Genomic DNA, 23,682 nt, shown 5'->3' with positions numbered 1-23,682 from the left:
AGGATGGCGGAGAGCCGGGTATGACCGAGGGTGACCGAGAGCCCGGTAGGACCAAGGATGGCCGACAGAAGGGGGGCGCCATGGTCGACAAGCCGCTCGACGAGCTGACGGCCGCGCTGCGCGCGCTGCTGCCCGCCGACTCGGTGATCACGGACCCGGTACGCCTGCGCACCTACGAGTGCGACGGCCTGACCTACCACCGAGCCACCCCGGGCGTCGTCGTACTGCCCGAGACGGCCGAGCAGATCGCCGGGGTGGTCCGCGCCTGCAACGACTTCGGGGTCCCGTTCGTGGCCCGCGGCTCCGGCACCGGCCTGTCCGGCGGGGCGCTCCCCCGCCAGGACGGCGTGCTGATCGTCACCTCCAAGATGCGCCGCGTCCTGGAGATCGACCTGCCCAACCGCCGGGCCGTCGTCGAGCCGGGCGTCACCAACCTGGCGATCACCGAGGCGGTCCGCGACCAGGGCTATTACTACGCCCCCGACCCCTCCAGCCAGCAGGTCTGCTCGATCGGCGGCAACGTGGCGGAGAACTCCGGCGGCGCCCACTGCCTCAAATACGGCTTCACGGTCAACCACATCGAAGCCTGCGAGATCGTCACCCCCGACGGCGACCTGGTGACACTCGACCGGATGGATCCCGGCTACGACCTGCTCGGGGCATTCATCGGCTCGGAGGGCACGCTGGGCATCGCCACCAAGATCACGGTACGACTGAGCCGCGCCCCCGAGGCCGTCACCACGGTGCTGGCCGCGTTCGAGAGCATCGAGCAGGGCGGGCGGGCGGTGTCGGCCATCGTCGGCGCCGGCATCGTGCCGGCGGCGATCGAGATGATGGACGCGCTGGCCATCGAGGCGGCCGAGGCGGCGGTGTCCTGCTCCTATCCCGAGGGCGCGGGCGCGGTGCTGATCGTGGAGCTCGACGGGCCGGAGCGGGAGGTCGCCCGGCAGTTCGCCCGGCTGCAGGAGATCTGCTCGGGGGCGTTCGAGCTGCGCACGGCCGACGACCCGGCCGAGCGGGCGGCGATCTGGAAGGGCCGCAAGTCGGCGTTCGCGGCCGTCGGCCGCATCAGCCCCGCCTACATCGTGCAGGACGGCGTGGTGCCCCGCACCTCGCTGCCGAAGGTGCTGGCCGCCATCGACCGGCTGTCGGAGGAGTACGGGATCAGGGTGGCCAACGTCTTCCACGCGGGCGACGGCAACCTGCACCCGCTGGTGCTGTTCGACGACGCGGAGCCGGGGGCGGGCGAACGGGCCGAGACGGTCTCGGGCGCCATCCTCGACCTGTGCATCGAGCACGGCGGGTCGATCACCGGTGAGCACGGGGTGGGCGTGGACAAGGCGAAGTACATGCCGAGGATGTTCTCCGCGGACGATCTCGACACCATGCAGCTCGTCCGCTGCGCCTTCGACCCGAAGGGCCTGTCGAACCCGGGCAAGGTGTTCCCCACGCCGCGGCTGTGCGGGGAGGTGCCGGGGGTGCGCAAGGGCGGCCATCCGCTGGTCGCCTCGGGGCAGGCGGAGCAGTTCTGATGGACGAGCTGGAGGAGCGGACCGGCGTGACGGTCAGGGAGGCCGGGCCGGACGACGTCGTGGGCGGCGTGCGAGCGGGGGTGGTGGCCCTGCCCGAGTCGGTCGAGGAGATCTCGGCCGTGCTGCGCGCCTGCGCCGGGGCCGGCCTGGCGGTCGTGCCCGTGGGCGGCGGCACCAAGCTGCACTGGGGCCACCCGCCCGAGCGGTGTGACGTCCTGCTCGACCTGTGCTGCCTGAACGAGGTCGTCGAGCACGCCGCGGGCGACCTGGTGGTGAAGACCCAGGCCGGGGTGACGATGGACGCGCTGGCGGAAGCGCTCGCCGAGCAGGGGCAGGAGCTGGCGCTGGACGTGCCGTTCGCCGAGGGCGCCACGGTCGGCGGCACGCTGGCCGCCGCGACGGCCGGGCCGCGCGCCTTCCGCTACGGTACGGCCCGCGACCTGCTCATCGGCATCACCGTCGTGCTGCCGGACGGGACCGTGGCCAAGTCGGGCGGCCGGGTGGTCAAGAACGTCGCGGGCTACGACCTGGGCAAGCTGTTCACCGGCTCGTACGGCACCCTGGGCGTCATCGCCGAGGCCACGTTCCGGCTGCACCCGCTGCCCGCCGACCACCGCTATGTCGTGACCGAGCTCGCCCAGCGGCACGTTCAGGAGGTGACCGCGATGCTGGCCGCCTCCCAGGCCGAGCCGAGCGCGGTCGAGCTCGACTGGCCCGGCGGGGACGCGCCGATCACGCTGGCCGTGCTGGTCGAGGGCTCGGCCGCCGGGCAACGGGCCGAGGCGCTGCGCGAGGCGATCGGCGCGGGCGCCGTCACGGACGAGGCACCCGCCTGGTGGGGGCTGATCAGCGACGACGAGCTCCTGATCGAGCTGCGGTTCCCGCCCGCGCGGACGAGCGACGTCCTGGCGGAGGTACGCGACACCGGTCTCTCGCTCCGCGGCTCGCCCGTCGCGGGCCGGGTCTGGCTCCAGCCCACGGCCGAACCGCCTGCGGACTTCGGGGGTGTCGTGTCCGGCCTGCGGGAGCGCTTGACGCCGCTGGGCGGCCGGGTGACCGTGCTGGCCGCGCCGCACGAGGGCGTGGACCGCTGGGGGCCGGTGAGCGCGCTGCCGCTGATGCGGCGGGTCAAGGAGCGGTTCGACCCGGAGCGCCGGATGTCTCCCGGCCGGTTCATCGGCGGCATCTGAGTGAGCGGTAACCAGGAGGCATCTGGCATGACGTCCGGCGGTATCGACCCCAAGCTGATCAACGACTGCGTGCACTGCGGGTTCTGCCTGCCCACCTGCCCGACGTACACGCTGTGGGGCGAGGAGATGGACTCGCCGCGCGGCCGGATCCACCTGATGAAACAGCACGTCGAGGGCACGCCGGTGACGCCGGAGATGGCCGGGCACTTCGACGCCTGCCTCGGCTGCATGGCGTGCGTCACCGCCTGCCCGTCGGGCGTCCAGTACGACCGGCTGATCGAGCAGACGCGGGCCGAGGTCGAGCGGGTCCACGTGCGCGAGCCGCGCGAGCGGGCGGTCAGGGAGATCGTGTTCAGCCTGTTCCCCTACCCGCGCAGGCTGCGGCTGCTGCGCCCCGGGATGGGGCTGGCCGAGCGGATGGCGCCGTTCCTGGAGCGGGTGCATCCCAGCCTCGGGGCGATGGCGGGGCTGGCACCCCGGGTCGGGCGCAGGCAGCGGATCCCGCGGCTGGTCCGGGCCAGAGGGCCGCGCCGGGCCGTGGTCGGCATGCTGACCGGGTGCGTGCAGGGCGAGTTCTTCCCCCAGGTCAACGCGGCCACCGCGCGGGTGCTCGCACTGGAGGGCTGCGACGTGATCATCCCGCCCGGCCAGGGCTGCTGCGGGGCGCTCAGCGTGCACTCGGGACGCGAGGAACAGGCCAGGCGGCTCGCGCGGCGCACGGTAAGGACCTTCACCAGGGCCGGCGTGGACACGGTCGTGGTCAACGCGGCCGGGTGCGGGTCGTCCATGAAGGAGTACGGCCAGCTGCTGGGCAGCGAGCCGGGGTTCCGCGTGCTGGACCTGTCGGAATTCCTCGTCGAGCTGGGACCGGTGGCGGACCGGCATCCCCTGCCCGTCACGGTGGCCTATCACGACGCCTGCCACCTGGCCCACGCGCAGGGGATCCGGGCCCAGCCGCGCGAGCTGCTGAAGGCGATCCCGGGGCTGGACCTGCGCGAGGTGCCGGAGTCGGCCATCTGCTGCGGCTCGGCGGGGACGTACAACATCTTCCAGCCCGAGGCGGCCCGCGACCTGGGCGACCGGAAGGCCAAGTCGGTGGCCTCGACGGGCGCGGAGCTGCTGGTGTCGGCGAATCCGGGCTGCACGATGCAGATCGCCGCCGCGATGCGGCGCGGTGGCGCGCGGATCAGGGTGGCGCACACGGCCGAGGTGCTGGACGCGTCGCTGCGCGGGGTGTCCCTTTGATCGGACGGGGGTTGGGCGGGTGAGCGTGCAGTCTGTCGAGCGGGCGCTCGACGTGCTGGAGGCGCTGGCCGAGCACGGTGGCGAGGCGGGGCTGTCGGAGATCGCGGCCAAGACCGGGCTGCCGTTCGGGACGATCCACCGGCTGCTGCAGACGCTCCTGGCCCGCGGCTACGTACGCCAGGAGTCGGACCGGCGCTACGCGCTGGGCGGCGGGCTGGTGCGGCTGGGCGGCATCGCCGAGAGCATGGTCGGGGTGTGGGCGCGGCCGTACCTGTCGAAGCTGGTGTCGCTGTCGGGTGAGACGGCGAACCTGGCGGTGCTGGAGGGCGACTTCATCGTCTACGTGGCGCAGGTGCCGTCGCCGCGCAGGCTGCGCATGTTCGCGGAGGTCGGGCGGCGGGTGCTGCCGCACAGCACGGCCGTGGGCAAGGTGCTGCTGGCCGGGCGGCCGGCGGAGGAGGCGGTCGCGGTGTTCGTACGGACCGGCATGCCGCGCCGCACCCCCAACACGATCACCGACACCGAGGGCATGCTCACCGAGCTCGGCCTGGTCCGGGACCGCGGTTACGCCATGGACCTGGGCGAGGAGGAGCTCGGCGTGCACTGCCTGGCCGTGCCCGTGCACGACGGCAACCGGGTGGTGGCGGCCATGTCGGTCTCGGGCCCGGCGGAGCGGATCGACGCCCTCGACCGGGATGAGCTGGCCGGGGCCATGCGGAAGCTCGCGCTGGACTTCGGCGCCGAGCTCAGCCCCGTGGCCGGCGCAGGCTGAAGAAACCGCCGCCGCCCGCGTGATGGATGACCGCGATGCGCCCATAGGGCGAATCGAACGGCGGCACGGGCACCTCCCCGCCGAGCTCGGTGACCTTCGCGGTGGCCGCGTCGAGGTCGGCCACGTCGAAGTAGACCATCCAGTGCGGCGGCACGCCCGCCCGGTGCTCGTCCATCTGGAGCCGGCCGCAGACGGGCTCGCCGCCCGCCTGGTAGACGGTGTAGTCGAGACCCCCTTCGACCCGCTGCAGTTCGTAGGGGAAGAGCGTGCCGTAGAACGCGTCGGCCGCCGCGCCGTCGGGGGCGTTGACCTCGGCCCAGCTCATCGCGCCCGGCTCGGCCAGCACGCCGGCGCCGATGAAGGCGCCCGGCTGGTAGAGCGCGAACTTGGCGCCGGACGGGTTGGTGACCAGGGCGTAGCCCGCGACGGGGCCTTTAAGCGGTTCTGTCTGCCATGACCGCAGCGTGTCACAGGGCCCCGACATATTAGTCTGTTGCGCTATGGGCAACACGTCCGTTCAGTCGGTCGATCGGGCCATCGCCATCCTGGAGATCCTGGCGCGCGAGGGCGCGACGCGGGTGACGGACCTCGCCGTCCAGCTCGATGTGCACAAGTCCACGGCCTTCCGGCTGCTGGCCGCGCTGGAGCAGGGCGGGCTGGTGGAGCAGAGCGGTGACCGCGGCCGCTACCGCCTGGGATTCGGCGTCGTACGGCTGGCGGGCGCGGCCACCGCGCAGCTGGACCTTTCGAAGGAGAGCCGCCCGGTGTGCCTGCGCCTGGCCGAGGCCGTCGGCGAGACCGTCAACATCGCGGTGCCCCAGGACGGCGACGCGGTGAACATCAGCCAGGTTCGCGGCCCCGCCGCGATCAGCGGGCACAACTGGGTGGGCCAGCGCACCCCCTCGCACGCCACCTCCAGCGGCAAGGTGCTGCTGGCGTTCGGGGCGCTGCGGCTGCCCGCCGAGCCGGCCCGTTACACGCCCTCGACGCTCACCGAGGCCGGGCGGCTGGGGCTGGCCGAGATCAGGGAGCGCGGCTGGGCCACCACGGTGGAGGAGCTGGAGGTGGGCCTGAACGCGGTGGCCGCGCCGATCAGGGGCAGTGACGGCTCGGTGGTGGCCGCGGTGAGCGTCTCGGGGCCGTCCTACCGGCTCACGCCCGAGCGACTGCCCGAAGTCGGGGCGCTCCTGGCCGAGGGCGCGAGGGAGATAAGCCAGCGCATCGGCTATTACCGTTGACGGCATGTGTAGAAGCATCAAGACCCTGCGCCCGCCGTACACCGAGGACGTGACGGAAGACGACGTACGGGCGGCGGCGCTCCAGTACGTACGCAAGATCTCCGGGTTCCGCGCACCCGCCGCGCACAACGCGGAGGCGTTCGACCGGGCGGTCGAGACGATCACCAAGGCGTCGGAGGAGTTGCTCGCGGCGCTACAGGTGCGCGGAGGGCGTTGACACGATCCCCTGGTGGGAGAAGTCTCCCCTGTAACCGCATCCATCTCGCCAGGGGGCACCCCGTGATCAGTGGGCTGTATCAGGGTACGGACGGAGACTCGCGCCTCGAACTCCGGGTGGACGTGGACGGGGCGCGGCCCACCGGGCGGGTGAGCGGGGACCTGTTCACCACGGCCGGCGCGACCACGTCCTACGCCGGCTCGTTCGTGGTGAACACGGCGGCGGCGACGGCCGAGGGCGCGGGGACGAAGATCACCGGACGCGGGACGTTCTCGTTCGACACCCCGGCCAAGGACGTGACGGTCGCGATCAGCGGCACCGTGGGCACCGCCCAGGTCGCCGGTCAGACCTATCAGCTGACGTTCTCGGGCCGCCACTTCCGGACCGTGCTCCTGGAACAGGACTCGGTGGCGGGCACCGAGCCGTTCGAGAAGTACCACACCGGGACCCTGCCCGGCCCGACCGGCTCGCCGGCGAGGGAGCTGAGCGTGGCCGCCGCCTACGACGAGGCGGGGATCCGCCTGACCGTCAACCCGCCCGGGGTGATCCCGGTCGACGGGTCGGGCGCGGACCTGGCGTGGGACGACGCCGAGCTGCATCACGCGATGACGCAGCAGTTCAGCGCGTTCGGGGACGTACCGGCCTGGCGGGTGTGGCTGCTGGTGGCCAGCAAGCACGTGGGCGGCTACCGGGGCATCATGTTCGACTACGACGACGCGCATCAGCGGCAGGGGTCCGCGGTCTTCTACGACGCGATCAAAGGCCGGACCCCGCAGGCGCAGCGCGCGCAGCTGCGCACGTACGTCCACGAGCTCGGCCACGCCTTCAACCTGCTGCACTCGTGGCAGAAGAACCTGGGCAACCCACCCCAGCCACTCGGCCCGAACGGCGGCTTCGGCGACCTGTCCTGGATGAACTATGTCCAGAACTACCAACCCGGCGGCGAGCAGGGCTACTGGGCCGCCTTCCCCTTCCAGTTCACCGACCCCGAGCTCGTCCACCTTCGCCATGGTTTCTACCGGGACGTGGCCATGGGCGCGAACGCCTTCGGCACGGGCGCCGCCGACATCGCGCCCTTCGAGCAGCCGGTCGTGGACCAGTCAGGGCTGCGGCTCGAACTGCGGGCCAAGGAGTCGTTCGGCTTCGGCGAGCCCGTCGTGGTGGAGCTGAAGCTGTCCACGGCCGGGGAGCCGCGCACCACGCACGGCCACCTCCACCCCGACACCGAGTTCACCCAGGTCACCATCACCCAGCCGACCGGCAGGACCGTGCTCTACCGGCCGATGATGCGGCACTGCGTCGACACCTCACCCGACATCCGGCTCGACTCGGGCAACCCGGCCATGTACCGGAGCGCCTACATCGGGCACGGCCGCGACGGGCACTACTTCCAGCAGCCCGGCGAGTACCAGGTGCGCGGCCAGTACATCGCCGCCGACGGATCCCGCATCGTCTCCCCCGCCTGCCTGATCAAGGTGCGCTACCCGGTCGGCGCGGACGACCACCGGGTAGCCGAGCTGATGCTCGGCGACGAGCAGGGCAAGCTGTTCTCGCTGCTCGGCTCCGACTCGCCGACGCTGAGCTCGGGCAACCGGGCGCTGGACGAGGTGATCGACAGGTACGGCGGCCACCCGCTGGCCGTCTACGCCCGGATGGTCAAGGGGCTCAACGCCGAGCGGGAGTTCAAGGCGATCACCGCCGCCAAGCAGGTACGGGTCCGGCCGCCGGACCTCAAGCAGGGCATCGAGCAGCTCACCGCGGTGGCCCGTGACGCCAGCGTCGACAACATCACCCTGAACATGGTGCTGCGCCGCCTGGCCAGGGCCGAAGCCCGGCAGGGCGACCTCGATCGGGCGAACGCGGTGATGGACAAGATGGTCGCGCTGTTCCAGGCGAAGGGCGTCAACCCCATCGTCATGGGACAGATCAGACGGCAGGCCGAGCTCACGAAGGCGGCCCTCAGCGCGGAAGCATGACCGGCTGGTCGCCCGAACAGCCGATCCGCACTTCGACGTCGGTGCCTTCGTCCTCGGCGGTGTCGAACTCGACCATGGCCTCCTGCCGGGGGCCCGGGTCGACGTCGTCGACGGAGTAGCCCTGGGCGGGGCTCCACGAGCGCAGTGTCACCCGGCCGCCCGCGCAGGAGGCGATCACGGTGCCGCCGGCCGTACGGATGACCTTGTCGCCACGCGGACCCGCTGACGTCTTCGGGGCGGCGGTCCCGGGCGCCCGCACAGTAGCGGTGGCGAGGGCGGCGCGGATCTCGCTTTGGCTCAGCACCCGCCCGGACGTGCCGGTGAACACTCCGCCGAGCAGCCCGAGCACCGCCACGGCCGCACCCGTCGCGGCGAGCGCGGTGGCGGCCCAGGCCAGTACGAGTCGCTTCACCACGCCAGTTTCCCCCCTCTCCGGATAAGGCCGGGTTAACGCCACGATAAGGCGGCCCTGCCCATGTCCTGGCACCCTCTACCGTTGCCATATATGGCTGACATCCTGCTCATCGAGGACGACGTGGCGATCCGCACGGCGCTGAGCCGCGGGCTGCGGGAGCTCGGCCATGCCGTCTCCTCCTCCCCCACGGCCCTGGACGGGTTGCGGCTGGCCGTCGAGGACCGGCCCGACCTGATCGTGCTCGATCTGGGGCTGCCCGACCTCGACGGCGTGGACCTGCTGCGCATGCTGCGGGCGGTGAGCCGGGTGCCGGTGATCGTCGCCACCGCCCGTGACGGGGATGCCGAGATGGTGCCGGTGCTCGACGCGGGTGCCGACGACTACGTGGTCAAGCCGTACAGCTCCGCGCAGCTCGACGCTCGGATCAGGGCCGTGCTGCGCCGCGCGGGCGAGTCCGCGCCCGAGCCGCTGGAGGTCGGCGCGCTGCGCGTCGACCCGCGTGCGCGGGTCGCCACGATCGGCGGCGAGCAGCTGGACCTGACGCCGCGCGAGTTCGACGTGCTGAGCTACCTCGCCGCCCGGCCCGGCGAGGTGGTCACCAAGCGGGAACTGCTGACCGAGGTGTGGCAGCTCCCGTACGGCGGGGCGGACAAGACCGTCGACGTGCACCTGTCGTGGCTGCGCAGGAAGCTGGGCGAGACCGCCGCGGAACCGCGTTACCTGCACACGGTGCGGGGCGTCGGGGTCAAGCTGGTCCAACCGTCATGAGGCGCTGGCTGGCGCTGCTGGTGGCCGCGACCACCTCGGTCGTGCTGATCGCGCTGCTGGTGCCGATGGCGCTGCTGATCCGCTCCGTGGCCGAGAACGGCGCCATGAACCGCGCCACCGCCGCCGCCGAGTCGGTCGCCGTCGCGGTCGGCACGCCCGACCTGGAGCTCGCGGTGGCGAAGGTCTCCCGCCCCGTGACGGTGTTCATGCCCGACGGGCGGACGCTCGGCCAGGCCGCGCCCCGCTCCGACGCGGTACGGCTGGCCATGACCGGCCGCAGCGTCACCGCCGAGGCCCCGGGCGGCAGGGAGGTGCTCGTCTCGGTGCGTTCGCCGGAAGGAACGGTGGTGATCAGGGCGTTCGCGGACGAGGCGGAACTGCTGCGCGGGGTCCGCGAGGCGTGGCTGGCGCTGCTGGTGCTCGGCCTGGCGCTGGTGGTACTGGGCATCGTCCTGGCCGACCGGCTGGCGCTCGCCGTCACCAGGCCGGTCGACGGGCTGGCCAAGGTCTCGCACCGGCTGGCGGGCGGCGACCTGGCCGCGCGGGCGGAGCCGGGCGGCCCGCCGGAGGTGCGCTCGGTGGCGCTCGCGCTGAACCACCTGGCCGGGCGGATCCACGACCTGCTGGCGGCCGAGCGGGAGTCGGTGGCAGACCTGTCACACCGGCTGCGCACCCCCCTGACCGGTCTCAGGCTGGACGTGGAGTCGATGCGCGACCCTGAGGAGGCGGAACGCGTCGGAGCCCGCGTGGATGACCTGGAGCGCGCTGTCAGCGCGGTCATCACCGACGCCCGCCGCCGCGCCGCCGACCTGGAGGAGTGCGACGCGACGGCGGTGGTACGGGAGCGGGTGCGGTTCTGGTCGGTGCTCGCGGAGGATCAGGGACGGGCCGTCGAGGTGGACCTGCCGTCCGGCCCGCTCCCTGTGGCAGTCCGCGCGGAGGATCTCGCCGCCTGCGTGGACGCGCTGCTCGGCAACGTGTTCGCGCACACTCCCGAGGGAGCCGCCCTGTCCGTACGGCTGGCCGCCCGCCCTCCCGGAGCCGTGCTGACCATCGCCGACGAGGGTCCCGGCTTCGATCAGGCGCTCCTGGAGCGCGGCAACAGCGGAGGCGGATCCACCGGGCTCGGTCTGGACATCGCGCGTCGTACGGCCGAGGACGCAAGCGGGCGACTGTCCGTCTCATCCCCGCCTGGGGGTGGGACGGTGGTGGAGGTGACGTTAACCGGGGCTTAGCGCGGCCTTACCGGAGATCGCGATTGCGTAGAGGCATGAACACTATTACCAAGTTCGTCGCAGCAGGTGCCGGTGCCGTCGTACTCGTCGCGGGTGGCGGCGCCGCCTACGCCACCGCCACATCCACGCTCACCGCTCCTAAGGTCACGGTCGAGCAGGCCATCGAGATCGCGCACAAGCAGGTTCCCGGCGCGTGGGTCAAGGAGGTCTCCTACGACGCTCGCGAGACCCGGCCGGACGTGTGGGAGGTGGAGGTGGTCAAGGGCGATGTGGAGCACGAACTCGACGTCGACGCGGCCACCGGGAAGGTCCTGAGCCAGGGCACCGACCGTACGGACGACGACGGCTGACACCGGCATCCGGGCGCGCCTGTTCGAATGGCGCGCCCGGATCGTCAGCAGGAGTCCAGGATGCCGGTCATCGCGTCCTTCTCACCGGTGGTCAGCCACAGGTCGTACTTCGCTTTCACGTCGATCTGCTTGGCGATGTAGGTGCAGCGGTAGGCCTTGCGCGGTGGCAGCCAGGTCGCGGCGTCGGAGTCGCTCTTCTGGCCGTTGAGCGGCCCGTCCACGGCCATCAGGTTCATCGGGTCGTTGGCGAACTCCTTGCGCTTGTCCGCCGTCCACTGCTGCGCGCCCTTCTGCCAGGCGTCCGACAGCGGGATCAGGTGGTCGATCTGCACGGCGGTGCTGGTGTCCTGGCCGCGCTTGAACGTGATGGTCTTGCCGCTGTAGGGGTCGTCCAGCACGCCGGTGAGGACGATGCAGTCGTGCGTGCCCGACTTGAACGTCTCGTCCTTCAGGTCGCGCTTCAGAATGTCGTTACGCGTGTCGCAGCCGTTGTGGTCGACGTCCGCCCAGGCCGGGCCGAACTTCTCGCGCTCGAAGCCGGTACGCGGCGCGCGTCCTTTGACGGCGAGCTTGGCCAGTTTCTTGCGGGCGTCCCCGACGTCGGCCGACGAAGCCTTGCCCGTGTCGGCTTTAGGTGTCTGCGCATCCAGTTGCCCGCATCCCGCGAGCAATCCCACTGTGGCCAAACCGGCCAAACCCACCCGAAGCCGCACGCTCCACCCCCAGACTCAAGTTTTCGTAAAGTCTAGGTAGAGCAATTACCCCTAAGCGCCTATTTATCCCTCAAGTGCGTCAAGCAACCATTCGGCGAGGTAAGAGGCGTAGGACGAACGCACGTAGATCCGGTAGCCGCCCTCCTCTTCCGGACCTTCCGGACCGGAGAACCGTTCGAGCAGGACGGCCGCCTTGCCCAGCAGCGTCTGGGCGTGCCCCGGGAACACCGCCGGATGCAGGTCGATCGGGCAGCCGGTGATCAGGACGTCCAGCGCGCCCGGCCCCGTGAGCTCCAGCACGGTCCGCTGCCCCGACACGTCCACCCACCCGGGCCGCTCTTCGGCGCCACCCGACGCGTCCACCCTCCCGGGCCGCTCTTCGATGTCCCCTGTCACGAGCCACCAGTCTGGTCCCAGCCGCAGCCCCACGCCCGGATCGGTGCCGCGAACCTCCCACATCCGTACGAAGGGCACCTCGCGCAGGCGTACCCGCTCGGAACCGGCGGCCTCGAAGCGGTCGGTGAAGGCCGCCGCCGGGCTCTCCTTGCGGCAGTCCGCCACTCGCCCGGCGACCGCCCGCGCAGCCGGATCACCGTCGCGCCGGGTGTTGCCGGGATCGTAGAAGACCGGCTCGACCACCGTCACGGGCACGGCCGCCTCTCCCGACACCGCCGACAGCCGGTCGCCGACGGCCACGTCACGGACCATGGCGAGGCTGAAGCTCCGCCCGAGCGCCGCGCTCAGGTAGCTGGACGTCACATGCCCCAGCATCGGCCCAGTCTGGCCCACGAGCTGGGCGCCCTCCGCCACGAACGCGGCCGGATCATCGCTGAGCAGCCCCACCAGCCGCTTGCGCCCGTCGCGGGCGGTGTCGGGCCGCGCGTGCGAGCGCTTGCCCACGAAGTCGGGCTTGCGCTTCGACACCAGCCACGACATGCCGAGGTCCTGCGGGGTGACCGTGCCGTCGGTCTCCTGGCCGACGATGGCGAACCCCTTCTCGGCCCGCAGCACGTGCATGGTCTCGGTCCCGTACGGCACCGCGCCCAGGTCCAGCACGCTCTCCCAGAGCGACCTGCCGTACCACCAGGGCACGTTGACCTCGTAGGCCAGCTCGCCGGAGAAGCTGATCCTGAACACCCGCCCGTCGACGCCCAGCACGCTCGTGGCCGCGTACGTCATGAACGCCAGCTCCTCGGCCCCCGGCGCGATCAGTCCGATGATCTCCCGCGCCTTGGGTCCCACCACCGCGACCGTTGCCCAGTGGTCCGTCACGGACGTGAACGACACCTCGAGCCCCGGCCACTCGGTCTGCCGCCACTCCTCCAGCCAGTCGAGCACGGCCGCCGCGTTGCCGGTGGTCGTGGTCATCAGATAGTGGTCATCGGCCAGCCGCGTGGTCGTGCCGTCGTCGAACACCATCCCGTCGGCGGTGCACATCACCCCATAGCGGCACGAGCCAACGCGCAGCGTGGAGTACATGTTCGTGTAGATCCGGTCGAGGAACTCCCCCGCGTCGGCGCCCCTGACGTCGATCTTCCCGAGTGTGGAGGCGTCCATGGCGGCGATACCCGTACGGGCCGCCCGGCACTCGCGCAGCACCGCCTGCTCCATCGTCTCGCCGTCGAGCGGGAAGTAGCGGGGCCGCTTCCACTGCCCGACGTCCTCGAACACCGCGCCCCGCGCGACGTGCGAGGCGTGTGGCGCGGTCGTCCTGATCGGGTCGGAGAGCGCGCCCCGGTCACGTCCGGCGAGCGTGGCGAAGGACACAGGTGTGTACGGCGGGCGGAACGTGGTCGTACCCACCTGTCCGGGAGCGGCACCGAGCAGCGCGGACATCACCCCCGCCACCACGGCGCCCGACGTCTTGCCCTGGTCGGCGCCGGTTCCGGCGGTGGTGTAGCGCTTGACGTGCTCCACGGACCGCATGCCGGTCCCCGCGGCCCGGGCGAGATCGGCCACGGTGACATCTCGCTGCAGATCGGCGAAGGCGTCGGTCGACTGCGGGTCCACCGCCCAGAGCGCCGCCGGGGGCCGCAGGGGGAGCTCGTCGGTCTCCGGTACGCGGAAGCCGCCTCCCTGCCTCTTGCCCGTCGGCCGGGCCGCCTGGCAGCCCGCCGCGTAGCCGTCCTGGATGGCCTCAGCGGTGCCGTAGCGGCCCCGGCAGGCACCGGCGGAGCGTTCGGCCTGGGCGGAGACGCCCGGCACGAACGCCTGCGCCTCCTCGTCGAACACGGTCCGGCCCTGCGACTGGCTGAACAAGTGGACGACCGGGTTCCAGCCGCCGGCGACGGCCAGCAGGTCGGCCTCGAAGCGCCGGTCGCCGACCAGGACCTCGGTGAGCAACCCGTCGGCATCCGCCACGGTCCCCGTGACGACCTGCCCGGCGAGCGCTTCGGCACCGGCTTGTGGGCGCGGGTCGATGATGGCGGCGATCTCGACCCCGGCCGCCCGCAGGTCGCGGGCCGCCTCGTAACCCGAGTCCGTACAGGCGAAGACGACCACCCGGCGGCCAGGCCGTACGCCATACCGGTTGACGTAGGTACGGGCGGCCGAGGCGAGCATCACGCCGGGCCGGTCGTTGCCGGGGAAGGCGATCGAGCGCTCCTGCGCGCCGGTCGCCAGGACGACCTGGGCAGCGCGCAGATGCCACAGCCGCTCACCCCGGGGGCGGCGCTCGACGGCCACCACGTAGTTGTGGTCGTAGTAGCCGATCGCCGTGGTCCTGGTGAGCACCCGGACGTCGGGCATGGACGCCAGCCGGGCCCGTACCAGGGCCACCCAGTCGAGCGCGCGGGCGCCGTCCAGGCGAACCCGACTGTTGAGCAGGTCGCCGCCAAGCCGGGGCTGGTCGTCGACGAGGATCACCCGGGCGCCCGCCACCCCGGCGCTGAGCGCGGCGGCCAGCCCGGCGGGGCCGCCGCCGACCACCAGGACGTCACAGTGCAGGTAGCCCTTGTCGCGGCGGCGATCATCGGTCGCGTGCGGGTCCACCCGGCCCTTGCCGCGCAGGCTCCACGCCGCCAGTCCCTCGTACAACTCCACGGTAGTGGCCGCCAGCATCGGGTCGGCACCCACGCGGATCAGGGCGTTCGGCTCCTCGGGGCCGGCGGAGAAGACGCCGCGCGGGCGGCCCAGCTCGACGCTGTGGCCGACCACGCGCACGCCGTTGGCCAGCAGCGCGGAGGCGAGCGTGTCGCCGGGATGCCCCTCCATGCGGCGACCGTCGAAGCTGAACGACAGCACGACGGAGCGGTCCACCAGACCGCCCCTGTCCAGACGGTTCATGGGGCCTTCCAGAATTCGTGGGTGACGGTGTGCCGCCGGAGCGTGAACCAGGTCCGGCAGCCGTGGACGTGGAACCAGCGCTCGTCGAACCAGCCCTTGGGGTTGTCCCGCAGGAACACGTACTCGGCCCACTCCGCGTCCGTGACGGTGGCGGGCGTCTCGGGGTAGGCGATGCCGGCCTGCCCGCCGTAGCGGAACTCGTTCTCGTCGCGGGGCCCGCAGTGGGGGCAGTCGATGAGCAGCATCAGTGCGCCACCGCCGCCGCGCCGTGCTCGTCGATGAGCGCCCCGGTGGTGAACCGCTCCAGCGCGAACGGCTCGGCGAGCGGATGCGGCTCACCGTGCGCGATCGTGTGCGCGTACACCCACCCGGAGCCCGGCGTGGCCTTGAAGCCGCCGGTGCCCCAGCCCGCGTTGACGAACAGCCCGTCCACCGGGGTACGCCCGATGATCGGCGAGGCGTCGGGCGAGACGTCCACGATGCCGGCCCAGGTTCGCAGCACCCGCACCCGGCTGAAGATCGGAAACAGCTCCAAGGCCGCCGCCATCTGCGCCTCGATGACGTGGAAGGCGCCCCGCTGACCGTAAGAGTTGTAGGAGTCGATACCCGCGCCCATGACCAGCTCGCCTTTGTGCGCCTGGCTCACGTAGACGTGCACGGCGTTCGACATCACCACGCAGTCGAGCACCGGTTCCAGCAGCTCCGACACCAGCGCCTGCAGGGGATGCGACTGGAGCGGCAGCCGGATCCCGGCCTCGGCCGCGAGCACCGAGGTGTGCCCGGCGGACGCGAGCGCGATCTTCCCGGCCGCGATCCGCCCCCGGGAGGTCTGTACGGCCACCGCCCGGTTCCCGGTGATCTCGAAGCCGGTGACCTCACAGCCCTGGATCAGGTCGATGCCATAGGCGTCGGCCTTGCGGGCCAGGGCCCAGGCGACGTGGTCGTGCTTGGCGATGCCGCCCCGCCGTTGCAGCGTGGCGCCCATGACGGGGTAGCGGGCGCGCTCGGAGACGTTGATGACCGGGCAGAATTTCTTGACCTCGTCGGCGTCCAGCCACTCGGCGTCGACGCCGTTGAGCCGGTTGGCGTTGACCCGCCGCCTGCCCTCACGCACGTCGCCCAGGTTGTGCGCCAGGTTGAGCACGCCGCGCTGGCTGAACTGCAGGTCGTAGTCCAGCTCCTGGCTGAGGCCCTCCCACAGCTTGAGCGAGTGCTCGTAGATGGCGGCGCTCTCGTCCCACAGGTAGTTGGAGCGGATGATCGTGGTGTTGCGCGCCATGTTGCCGCCGGCCAGCCAGCCCTTCTCCAGTACGGCGACGTTCGTGATCCCGTGGTTCTTGGCCAGGTAGTAGGCGGTGGCCAGGCCGTGCCCGCCGCCGCCGACGATGACCACGTCATAGGCGGGCCCGGGGTCGGGGTTGCGCCAGAGAAAGTCCGGGTGGGTCACCTTCTGATCTTCTCCATCTTGGGGTCGAACAGGGGCTCGGTGGCGACTTCGGCCGGGACTCGCCGCCCGAAATACGAAATATCGACATGCGTCCCGGGGGTGGTCAGCTCGATCGGCAGCCAGGCGTACGCGATCGGCCGCTGGATCGTGTGCCCGTAGGCGGCGCTCGTCACGTAACCGACCGTGCGGCCCGCGTGCCGTACCGGCTCCTTGCCCATCACGACCTCCGCGCTGAGCAGCGGGACCAGCTTGCGGGTGAGCTCGGTGGACAGCGCGTCCCGGCCGAGGAAGTCCTTGCCGTCCTTGACGGCGAAGGCCAGCCCCGCCTCGTACGGGCTGTGCTCCGGGGTCATGTCGACGCCCCAGAGCCGATAGCCCTTCTCCAGCCGGAGGCTGTTGAACGCGGCCCGGCCCCCGGCGATCGGCAGGCCCGTCGCCCAGAGTGTGTCCCAGAGCTTGAGGCCCAGGTCGGCGCTGGTGTAGAGCTCCCAGCCGAGCTCGCCGACGTAGGAGACGCGCATCGCGGTCACCGGGACGTGCCCGACATATCCGGTCTTGAGGCTGAAGTAGCGGAAGCCCTCATGGGACAGGTCCATGTCCGTGAGGGGCTGAAGGAGCTCCCTGGCCTGCGGCCCCCACACGCCGACGCAGCAGGTGCCGGGCGTGATGTCCCGGACGTACACGCCGCCGGGGGCGTGGCGGGTCAGCCAGTCGAGGTCGAGGTTGCCGTTGGCGCCGATCTGGAACCGGTCCTCCGCCAGCCGCGCCACCGTGAGATCGGAGCGCACACCGCCGCTCGCGTCGAGGAGCAGCGAGTAGGTGACCGAGCCGGGCTTCTTGTCGACGTTGTTCGTGGTCAGGTACTGCAGGAACGCCACCGAGCCAGGGCCGCCGACCTCGATCCGCTTGAGCGAGGTCATGTCATAGAGCGCGACGTTCTCCCGGGTCGCGTGCGACTCCGCGGCGGCGACCGGCGACCAGTAGCGGCTGGCCCACTGGTCCCGCTGGGCCACGCCGAGCAGTCGCTCGACCGCCATGCCGCGCGCCTCTTCGGGCAACTCGGCTTCTGGCTGCTCGGCTTCTGGCTGCTCGGCCGCCTGGCTGTGGTGCCGCAGCACCAGGTCCTCCAGCAGCGGCAGATTCGCCTCGAACCAGTGCGGACGCTCCCAACCGGCCGCCTCCAGGAAGTAGCCGCCCAGCTCGAGCTGCCTGACATAGAACGGGCTGGTCCGCATCGGCCGCGGCGACTCCATCGGCTGGAGCGGGTGGATGACGTCGTAGACCTCGACGAAGTTCTGCTTACCGCGCTCTTCGACGAACGCGGGCGACAGCTGCACCGGCTCGAACCGGCTCAGCTCGCATTCATGCAGGTCGAAGCTGGACCGCCCGTCGACGAGCAGCTCGGCCACCGCCCTGGCCACGCCCGCCGAGTGGGTGACCCAGACGGCCTCGGCCAGCCAGAACCCGTCGAGGTGCGGCGCCTCGCCGATCAGCGGGAACCCGTCGGGGGTGAAGGAGAAGATCCCGTTGATGCCGTCCTCGTACGTGGACTCCTTGAGCGCCGGCAGCAGCTCGACCGCGTCCCGCCACGCGGGATCGAAGTCCTCCTCGGTGAACGCCTGCACCGAGGGCATCACCGTGCCCTTGGGCCCGATCTCGTCCTGCCGGACCGGCATCGACCGGTGCGCGTAGGAGCCGATCCCGATGCGGTCGCCGTGGCCGCGGAAGTACAGGTCGCGATCCTGGTGCCGCAGGATGGGCCCGTCCGGCACGCCCGGCGTCCGCGCCTTGGCGTACTGGTGGGCCAGCGGCAGCAGCGGCACGGTCAGCCCCGCCAGCCGCCCGATCGCCGGCCCCCAGAACCCGGCGGCGCACACGACCACCTCGGCGGCCAGCACCCGATACTCGACCTCGCGCGACTCCGGCCGCCGGACCTCGACGGCGACGCCGGTCACCCGGCCGCCCCCCTGCTCGACGCCCACGACCGTGTGGTGCGGAAGGAACCTGGCGCCCCGCTCGACCGCCCGCCGCGCCTGCGCCTCACCGCAGCTCACGGCCGCGGCCAGCCCATCGGTGGGGACGTGGAAGCCGCCCAGCACCTTGCCCCTGTCGAGCAGCGGCCAGAGCTCCACGCACTGGTCGGCGTCGACCAGCCGCCCCTCGACGCCCCAGGACTCGGCCCATCCCTGCTTGCGGTGCAGGTCCGTCCACCGCTCCTCGGTGGTGGCCACTTCCAGGCCGCCGACCTGGTCGAAGCAGGACCGCCCGGCGAGGGCCAGTTCGCTGTACTTGCGCACGGTATAGGAGGCGAACTCGGTCATGGTCTTGGATGGGTTCGTCTGAAACACGAGTCCGGGAGCATGCGAGCTCGACCCGCCGGCGGCGAACAAGGGCCCCCGATCGACGACGGTGACATCGGTCCACCCCCGCCCGGTGAGCTCGTCGGCCAGGGCACAGCCCACGATGCCGGCTCCAATGATCACCAAACGAGGCCGGCTCACCATGCGCCCTCCGGTTGTTCCCTAATACGCAACAAGCACCGGACTACGCAACGAACATAGAGCCCGCCGCACCCCCGGACAAGGCCCCGGCAAGGTCACATGTCGCCCGGGGAGGGGCATACCGAATCGCCACCGGCTCTCAGCCGGACCACGGACGGGGCCCAGAAGGCGCACGTCACGGCGCCCAGCGCGCTCCACCGGAGGAGCGTGTCCCTGGACAGGCCCCGGCCCTGTGCGGGGGTGGGGCCCACCGTGCTCTGCCGTAAAAAAAGAGGATCCCGCCTGAAAAGGCGGGACCCCTCACGATGGGAGAGCCGGGCGGCTACGAACGCCCGTACGAGTCCTCAAGGCGCTCGATGTCGTCCTCGTCGAAGTGACCGAAGGCGATCTCGAGGATCCGCGTCGCGGGCCCGGACGAGCTGAGCCGGTGCGTCTGGCCCTGCTGGATCAGCACCCGATCCCCCACAGCGGGCTCGATGCGCTTCCCGTCCACCTCGAACACGCATCCCGGGTCGAGCGCCACCCAAAGCTCGGAGCGGTGCTCATGACGCTGCAGGCTCAGCCGCTGCCCCGGCGAGACCTCGATGATCTTAACGGTGGACACCTCGTTGAGGGTGAACCGCTCGAACCCACCCCACGGCCGCTCATCACGGATAACAGCCGCCAGCCTGTCGATGTCCTGCATCGCCCCTCCATGGAAAAATCACGCCATAAACCCGCGCTCAAACTACCAGGCATCCCCTGATCAGGCGGTACGCGGTCCGGCGCCGCAGCCAGACGACGCACAGCCCAGAGACGCACGACCGACCCACTCGCAGCCAGACGACGCACAAGCCCGGCGATACGCAACCGGCCGGCTCGCGGCCAGACGAGTTGGTCAGGTGATGAGGATGCCGCCGTCGACGGGCAGGACGACGCCCGTGATGTACGACGACGCGTCACTCGCCAGGAAGACCGCCGCGGCCACCAGCTCCGCCGCCTCCCCCACCCGGCCCATGACCACCCGCTGCGCGACCATCCGCTCCATGTACTCGGGCTTGAACTGCACCGTCATCTCCGAGGCGAAGAACCCGGGCTCCAGGCAGTTGACCCGGATCCCCCGCCGCCCCGTCCATTGCTGCGCCAGGTCGCGGGTCAGCCCGATCACCGCCGCCTTCGACGCGCTGTAGGCGGCCTGCGGCAGCCCGGCCGTCGTCTCCGCCAGGATGCTGCCGATGTTGACGATCGACGAGCCGGGCCGCATCACCCGTGCGCACGCCTGCGCCATCCAGTACGTGCCGTGCAGGTTGATGTCGACCACCTGCCGGAACTCCTCCGGCGTCTCCCGCAGCGCCGGCACGGCGGTGCCGACCCCGGCGTTGTTGATCAGCACGTCGACCGCGCCCATGGTCTCCACGGCCGCGTCGACCAGCGCCTGGCAGTCCTCGACCTTGGCCACGTCGGTCCGCACGGCCAGGCACCGGCGGCCGGTCTCCTCGACCAGCCGCCGCGTCTCGTCCAGCCGATCCTGCCGCCGGGCCCCGATCACGATGTCGGCCCCGGCCTCGGCCAGCCCGCGGGCGAAGGCCACGCCCAGCCCCGACGACGCGCCGGTGACGATGGCGACCTTCCCGTCAAGGCTGAAGCGTTGCAGCATCCTGGAGACCGTATTCCTTGTCGAGGTTGACGCGTTGCTGAATCCTAGAGACCGTATTCCTTGACGATCCGCTCGTGACGCTCGACCTCCACGTCGACCTCCTTGGCCAGGTCGAGCCAGGCCAGCGGGTGCGACCAGCGCTCGGTGGCGTCGTCGAGCAGGGCGTCGACCTCGGTCGCCGACACGTCCGGCGGCACCGCGACCCAGCCGAACACGCCGGGCAGCGGCTCGCCACCGGTCGGGTGGGTGACCATGTAGTTCTCGTCGCTGTAGACCCACATCGGCCAGCCGCGCTCGGCCATGACCTCGGTGAACTCCGCCCAGTCCTCCTCGCTCGGCGCGGCGCCGTCGAAGAAGTAGCTGGTGTAGCCGCCGGGGCGGAGGATGCGCACCGCGGCGAAGGGCGGCACGAAGTTCTGCTGCTCTTCGGGGTCGTCGGGGACCGGCTCCAGCAGCTGCGGGTCGAAGACGACCAGGTCGCCGGCGTTGTAGTCCATGCCGCGCGGCTGCGGCAGGGCGAGCCGGGCGGTGGCCGGGCCGGTGCGGATGGACAGGATCTGGCGCTGGCCGCCGTCGGGCGCGGGGAGGATGACCCGGATCAGGCCCATCTCCTCCTCGATCGGCCCTTCGGTCGACTTGACCGGCATGCCGATCTTGGCCGTGCCCTTGCGGACGATGTCCCAGTCCTCGCTCGAGGTGGCCATGACGATCATGCGCCAGGTGTCCTCTTCGGTGATCTCGTCGATCACTTCGAGCAGCGCCCTGGCGCCCTTGGCGTTGTCGTCGAGCTGCTGGGCCGCGGTGGCGACCAGGCGGCGCGCCTCGATGCCGCCCCCGGCGGCCACGGCGTGCTCGGCCGCCTCCAGCGCCTCCGGCCAGCGCTCGCGGGCGCTGTGGAGACGGGCCATCGCGAGGTATTGGGTGTCGTGCGGCAGCAGCGCCGCCATCTGCTCCAGCCGCTCGTCCTGGCGGGCCTCGATGAGCAGCGTGGTCAGCGTGGAGACGTCGTCGGCGTCAGCGGTGGCGATGTCGCCGGAGTCGACCAGCAGCTTCCAGTAGATGTCGGCGCCCGTCGCCGGGTAGCCGAGGAAGCCGAGCGTGGTGGTGTGGCGGCGGGTGGTCTCCAGGTCCTCGCCGGACCTCGGGGCCAGCCAGCCGGTCCACCGCTCGGGGTCGGCGTTGTGGCCGTCGGCGGCGTCGAAGTAGGCGACCCGCTCCTCGACCGGGCAGGGCGCGGGCGGCTCGGTCGTCGCGTCGGCGGCGGCGCGCAGGGCGGCGATCCGCTCGGCCACGCCCGTGCTGTCGCGCAGCTCGGCGGCGGCCGACTGGGCCAGGTCGGCCAGCAACTTCGCCTGCCAGACGCTCTGCCTGCCGATGGCCAGCTCGCCCGCGACCAGCGAGAGCTCGAAACGGGCGCGGTAGCCGCCCATCATGCCGTAGTAGTCGATCCACTGGCGCAGCACGCGGCCCAGCTGCCAGGTGTTGGTGATCTGCGAGGAGCCGGCCAGCTTGGCGACGGCGTGCGTCCACTCGACCCACGAGCGCGGGTGCTCGCCGACCACGTCGAGGTCGGGCAGCGCGTCGACGGCCTCGGCGATGCGGCCCAGCGTGGCCAGGATCAGCGCGCGGCGTACGCCGTCGTTGCGCTCCTTGGACACCGGGTCGTCGGCCTGGAAGTCGGCCGCGGCCTGGAGCGCGGCCAGCGCGTCCTCACCGCGCCCGGCGGCCAGCAGCGCGCGGGCGCTCTCGGCGCCGAGCTCCCAGCTGGCCTCGCGGTCGGCGGCGCGCAGCCGCTCGACGGCGGTCTCGGCGTAGGTGACGGCCTCTCCGGCCCGGCCCGCGTCGATGAGCGCGGCGACGTATTGCGTCACCAGCCCGGTGTAGGCGGGGTTGGCCGGCTCCAGGTCCTGGATGACCGCGTCGAGCGTCTCCAGGCGCTCGCCGGCGTAGCCCGGACCGTCGGCGTTGGCCCACGCCAGGGCGAGCGCCTCGACCGCGGCCGGGGTGGCCGGGCAGTCACGCACCTCTTCGCGCTGAGCGAACGACAGCAGGTGCTCGGCGTCACCGATCGCGACGGCACCCTGCGCGCGGTCGCCCACGCGGCCGAGCAGGTGCCAGTAGCGGGCGTAGAACTCGAGCCACGGGAGCTCCAGGGCCTCCGCCTGCTGGGCGATGGCCGGAGCCATCACGTCTAGCTGGGGGTATCGCCCCTCGTAGGCCTGTGCGGGCAGGTCTCCCAGCGCCATGGCGAGCCCCACGTTGCCCGCCTCAGAAAGCTGCTGCTGGGTTTCACCGACCCAGGCCCAGATGTCCACGTCCATGAGCAGTCAGTCTGCCAGGTCAATCACCGTGCCCAAAACGCAGAAGCTCGATGAGCTCGTCCGATTCGTCATTGTTGAGTACCGAAAATACAGATGCCAGCAGATCATCGGTCGCCTCTTCGACCGCGACCCTTTTCGCGACGACAGCGGGACTCGGCTTCTGGTACGGCTCCGGCCACGTGAAGAACTTCGCCATCACCTCACCCGTGGAGTGTCCGAAAGGAGTGCCGTCGTGGTCGGCCGCCAGCATCGCCTCCAGCGGGTCGAGGCCCGCCGCGATCACCGCGTTGGCGTGCAGCCCCCCTCGCAGCTCCCGTACGACGTGCATGAGCTGCGTGGCCCGCGCGGGCGCGTCGTCGGGCAGGGGTACGGCCCGCCACCCGGCGAACAGCGGCGCCCCGGCGGCCGGGGCCTGGGCGACGACCGGTTCGAGCAGCTCGGCGAGCCTGGCGCAGCCGTCGTAGTCGCCGAGCCTGCGCCGCCCCCACTCGTGGCAGACGTCGGTGTAGACCTCGACGGCCCGCTCGACGCTCAGCTTGCGCCCGCCGTACCAGCTCTCCTCGACGTGGGCGGCGGGGAAGAAGACCGCGACGGAGGTGACGACGTCGGCCGCGCACTCGCCGAGGACCCCGCAGCGCCCGCGGAAGTAGAACTCACGCGGGCCGAGGCCGTACTCCTCGCAACGGGCCTTGGCCTCCCTGGAGACCATGAAGCCGCCGCCGTATTGGCCGATGGGGCCCTTGACGCGCGCCGCCGTGGTTCTGGGGTCCGCCATGTCCACCTTCCCTCCGCTCGCAAAAGCTCAGTTCGGCAAGTGGACTCAGCATCCCTCAGGAGAACA

21 protein-coding genes are annotated in these 23,682 nt (G+C 71.5%); 10 read left to right on the top strand and 11 right to left on the bottom strand.

Going from position 1 to position 23,682, the window contains the following annotated elements:
• Window positions 1-80 precede the first annotated feature (80 nt).
• The 4 genes from AB0C30_RS22730 to AB0C30_RS22715 are packed head-to-tail and all read left to right on the top strand — an operon-like array spanning window position 81 to window position 4,739.
• Window positions 81-1,532 (top strand): FAD-linked oxidase C-terminal domain-containing protein, encoded by a 1,452-nt coding sequence (locus AB0C30_RS22730; RefSeq protein ID WP_357947127.1) that lies wholly within the window; start codon window positions 81-83, stop codon window positions 1,530-1,532.
• On the top strand, window positions 1,532-2,722 hold the full coding sequence (locus AB0C30_RS22725) for an FAD-binding oxidoreductase (RefSeq protein ID WP_357947124.1): 1,191 nt from the start codon (window positions 1,532-1,534) through the stop codon (window positions 2,720-2,722). The genes AB0C30_RS22730 and AB0C30_RS22725 overlap by 1 nt, the downstream gene beginning before the upstream one ends.
• Before the next feature lie 27 nt (window positions 2,723-2,749).
• Window positions 2,750-3,967 carry a heterodisulfide reductase-related iron-sulfur binding cluster gene (locus tag AB0C30_RS22720; RefSeq protein ID WP_357947121.1) on the top strand — a complete coding sequence of 406 codons (1,218 nt, stop codon included), beginning with the start codon at window positions 2,750-2,752 and terminating at the stop codon, window positions 3,965-3,967.
• 19 nt (window positions 3,968-3,986) lie between these two features.
• Entirely contained in the window at window positions 3,987-4,739 is a 753-nt protein-coding gene (locus AB0C30_RS22715; RefSeq protein ID WP_357947119.1) for an IclR family transcriptional regulator, read from the top strand.
• On the opposite strand, the gene AB0C30_RS22710 is transcribed toward AB0C30_RS22715, so the two are convergent.
• Entirely contained in the window at window positions 4,714-5,223 is a 510-nt protein-coding gene (locus tag AB0C30_RS22710) for a VOC family protein (protein WP_357947117.1), read from the bottom strand. The two genes, AB0C30_RS22715 and AB0C30_RS22710, sit on opposite strands and share 26 nt — an antisense overlap.
• Before the next feature lie 16 nt (window positions 5,224-5,239).
• On the opposite strand from AB0C30_RS22710, the gene AB0C30_RS22705 reads away from it, so the two are divergent.
• The 3 genes from AB0C30_RS22705 (at window position 5,240) to AB0C30_RS22695 (ending at window position 8,170) form a co-directional block, all read left to right on the top strand.
• Window positions 5,240-5,977 carry an IclR family transcriptional regulator gene (locus AB0C30_RS22705; RefSeq protein WP_357947114.1) on the top strand — a complete coding sequence of 246 codons (738 nt, stop codon included), beginning with the start codon at window positions 5,240-5,242 and terminating at the stop codon, window positions 5,975-5,977.
• 4 nt (window positions 5,978-5,981) lie between these two features.
• Window positions 5,982-6,194, top strand: coding sequence for a DUF2277 domain-containing protein (locus AB0C30_RS22700; protein WP_225290696.1), 213 nt, complete (start codon window positions 5,982-5,984; stop codon window positions 6,192-6,194).
• 62 nt (window positions 6,195-6,256) lie between these two features.
• A complete protein-coding gene (locus AB0C30_RS22695; protein WP_357947111.1) occupies window positions 6,257-8,170 on the top strand; it encodes a hypothetical protein in 1,914 nt (637 codons plus the stop codon).
• On the opposite strand, the gene AB0C30_RS22690 is transcribed toward AB0C30_RS22695, so the two are convergent.
• On the bottom strand, window positions 8,154-8,582 hold the full coding sequence (locus tag AB0C30_RS22690; RefSeq protein ID WP_357947108.1) for a hypothetical protein: 429 nt from the start codon (window positions 8,580-8,582) through the stop codon (window positions 8,154-8,156). The two genes, AB0C30_RS22695 and AB0C30_RS22690, sit on opposite strands and share 17 nt — an antisense overlap.
• 93 nt (window positions 8,583-8,675) lie before the next feature.
• On the opposite strand from AB0C30_RS22690, the gene AB0C30_RS22685 reads away from it, so the two are divergent.
• The 3 genes from AB0C30_RS22685 to AB0C30_RS22675 are packed head-to-tail and all read left to right on the top strand — an operon-like array spanning window position 8,676 to window position 10,938.
• Window positions 8,676-9,353 carry a response regulator transcription factor gene (locus tag AB0C30_RS22685; protein WP_357947106.1) on the top strand — a complete coding sequence of 226 codons (678 nt, stop codon included), beginning with the start codon at window positions 8,676-8,678 and terminating at the stop codon, window positions 9,351-9,353.
• Window positions 9,350-10,588 (top strand): HAMP domain-containing sensor histidine kinase, encoded by a 1,239-nt coding sequence (locus AB0C30_RS22680; protein WP_357947103.1) that lies wholly within the window; start codon window positions 9,350-9,352, stop codon window positions 10,586-10,588. Before AB0C30_RS22685 ends, AB0C30_RS22680 begins: the two co-directional genes overlap by 4 nt.
• A gap of 35 nt (window positions 10,589-10,623) precedes the next feature.
• Window positions 10,624-10,938 carry a PepSY domain-containing protein gene (locus AB0C30_RS22675; RefSeq protein WP_357947100.1) on the top strand — a complete coding sequence of 105 codons (315 nt, stop codon included), beginning with the start codon at window positions 10,624-10,626 and terminating at the stop codon, window positions 10,936-10,938.
• Window positions 10,939-10,982: 44 nt separating this feature from the next.
• On the opposite strand, the gene AB0C30_RS22670 is transcribed toward AB0C30_RS22675, so the two are convergent.
• From AB0C30_RS22670 to AB0C30_RS22630, 9 genes are all read right to left on the bottom strand, one after another.
• Entirely contained in the window at window positions 10,983-11,651 is a 669-nt protein-coding gene (locus tag AB0C30_RS22670) for an HNH endonuclease family protein (RefSeq protein WP_357947097.1), read from the bottom strand.
• Between the two features lie 63 nt (window positions 11,652-11,714).
• A complete protein-coding gene (locus AB0C30_RS22665) occupies window positions 11,715-14,936 on the bottom strand; it encodes a 2Fe-2S iron-sulfur cluster-binding protein (protein ID WP_357947094.1) in 3,222 nt (1,073 codons plus the stop codon).
• Window positions 14,933-15,181: a sarcosine oxidase subunit delta gene (locus tag AB0C30_RS22660; protein ID WP_357947092.1), complete on the bottom strand. Its 249-nt coding sequence runs from the start codon at window positions 15,179-15,181 to the stop codon at window positions 14,933-14,935. The genes AB0C30_RS22665 and AB0C30_RS22660 overlap by 4 nt, the downstream gene beginning before the upstream one ends.
• Window positions 15,181-16,383, bottom strand: coding sequence for a sarcosine oxidase subunit beta family protein (locus AB0C30_RS22655; protein WP_357947089.1), 1,203 nt, complete (start codon window positions 16,381-16,383; stop codon window positions 15,181-15,183). Before AB0C30_RS22655 ends, AB0C30_RS22660 begins: the two co-directional genes overlap by 1 nt.
• Complete coding sequence (locus tag AB0C30_RS22650) at window positions 16,380-18,887, bottom strand: FAD-dependent oxidoreductase (protein WP_357947086.1); 2,508 nt, start codon at window positions 18,885-18,887, stop codon at window positions 16,380-16,382. Before AB0C30_RS22650 ends, AB0C30_RS22655 begins: the two co-directional genes overlap by 4 nt.
• 319 nt (window positions 18,888-19,206) lie before the next feature.
• The gene (locus tag AB0C30_RS22645; RefSeq protein ID WP_214638474.1) at window positions 19,207-19,569 is read right to left on the bottom strand and encodes a phosphomannose isomerase type II C-terminal cupin domain; all 363 of its coding nucleotides are present in this window, start codon (window positions 19,567-19,569) and stop codon (window positions 19,207-19,209) included.
• Window positions 19,570-19,761: 192 nt separating this feature from the next.
• Window positions 19,762-20,520 carry a glucose 1-dehydrogenase gene (locus AB0C30_RS22640; RefSeq protein WP_357947083.1) on the bottom strand — a complete coding sequence of 253 codons (759 nt, stop codon included), beginning with the start codon at window positions 20,518-20,520 and terminating at the stop codon, window positions 19,762-19,764.
• Between the two features lie 44 nt (window positions 20,521-20,564).
• The gene (locus AB0C30_RS22635; protein WP_357947081.1) at window positions 20,565-22,841 is read right to left on the bottom strand and encodes a tetratricopeptide repeat protein; all 2,277 of its coding nucleotides are present in this window, start codon (window positions 22,839-22,841) and stop codon (window positions 20,565-20,567) included.
• A gap of 19 nt (window positions 22,842-22,860) precedes the next feature.
• Window positions 22,861-23,616, bottom strand: coding sequence for a hypothetical protein (locus AB0C30_RS22630; protein WP_357947078.1), 756 nt, complete (start codon window positions 23,614-23,616; stop codon window positions 22,861-22,863).
• Between the last annotated feature and the right edge of the window lie 66 nt (window positions 23,617-23,682).

Source organism: Nonomuraea sp. NPDC048901, assembly GCF_040649695.1.
Lineage (GTDB): Bacteria > Actinomycetota > Actinomycetes > Streptosporangiales > Streptosporangiaceae > Nonomuraea.
This window is presented reverse-complemented; position numbering and strand designations above follow the sequence as displayed.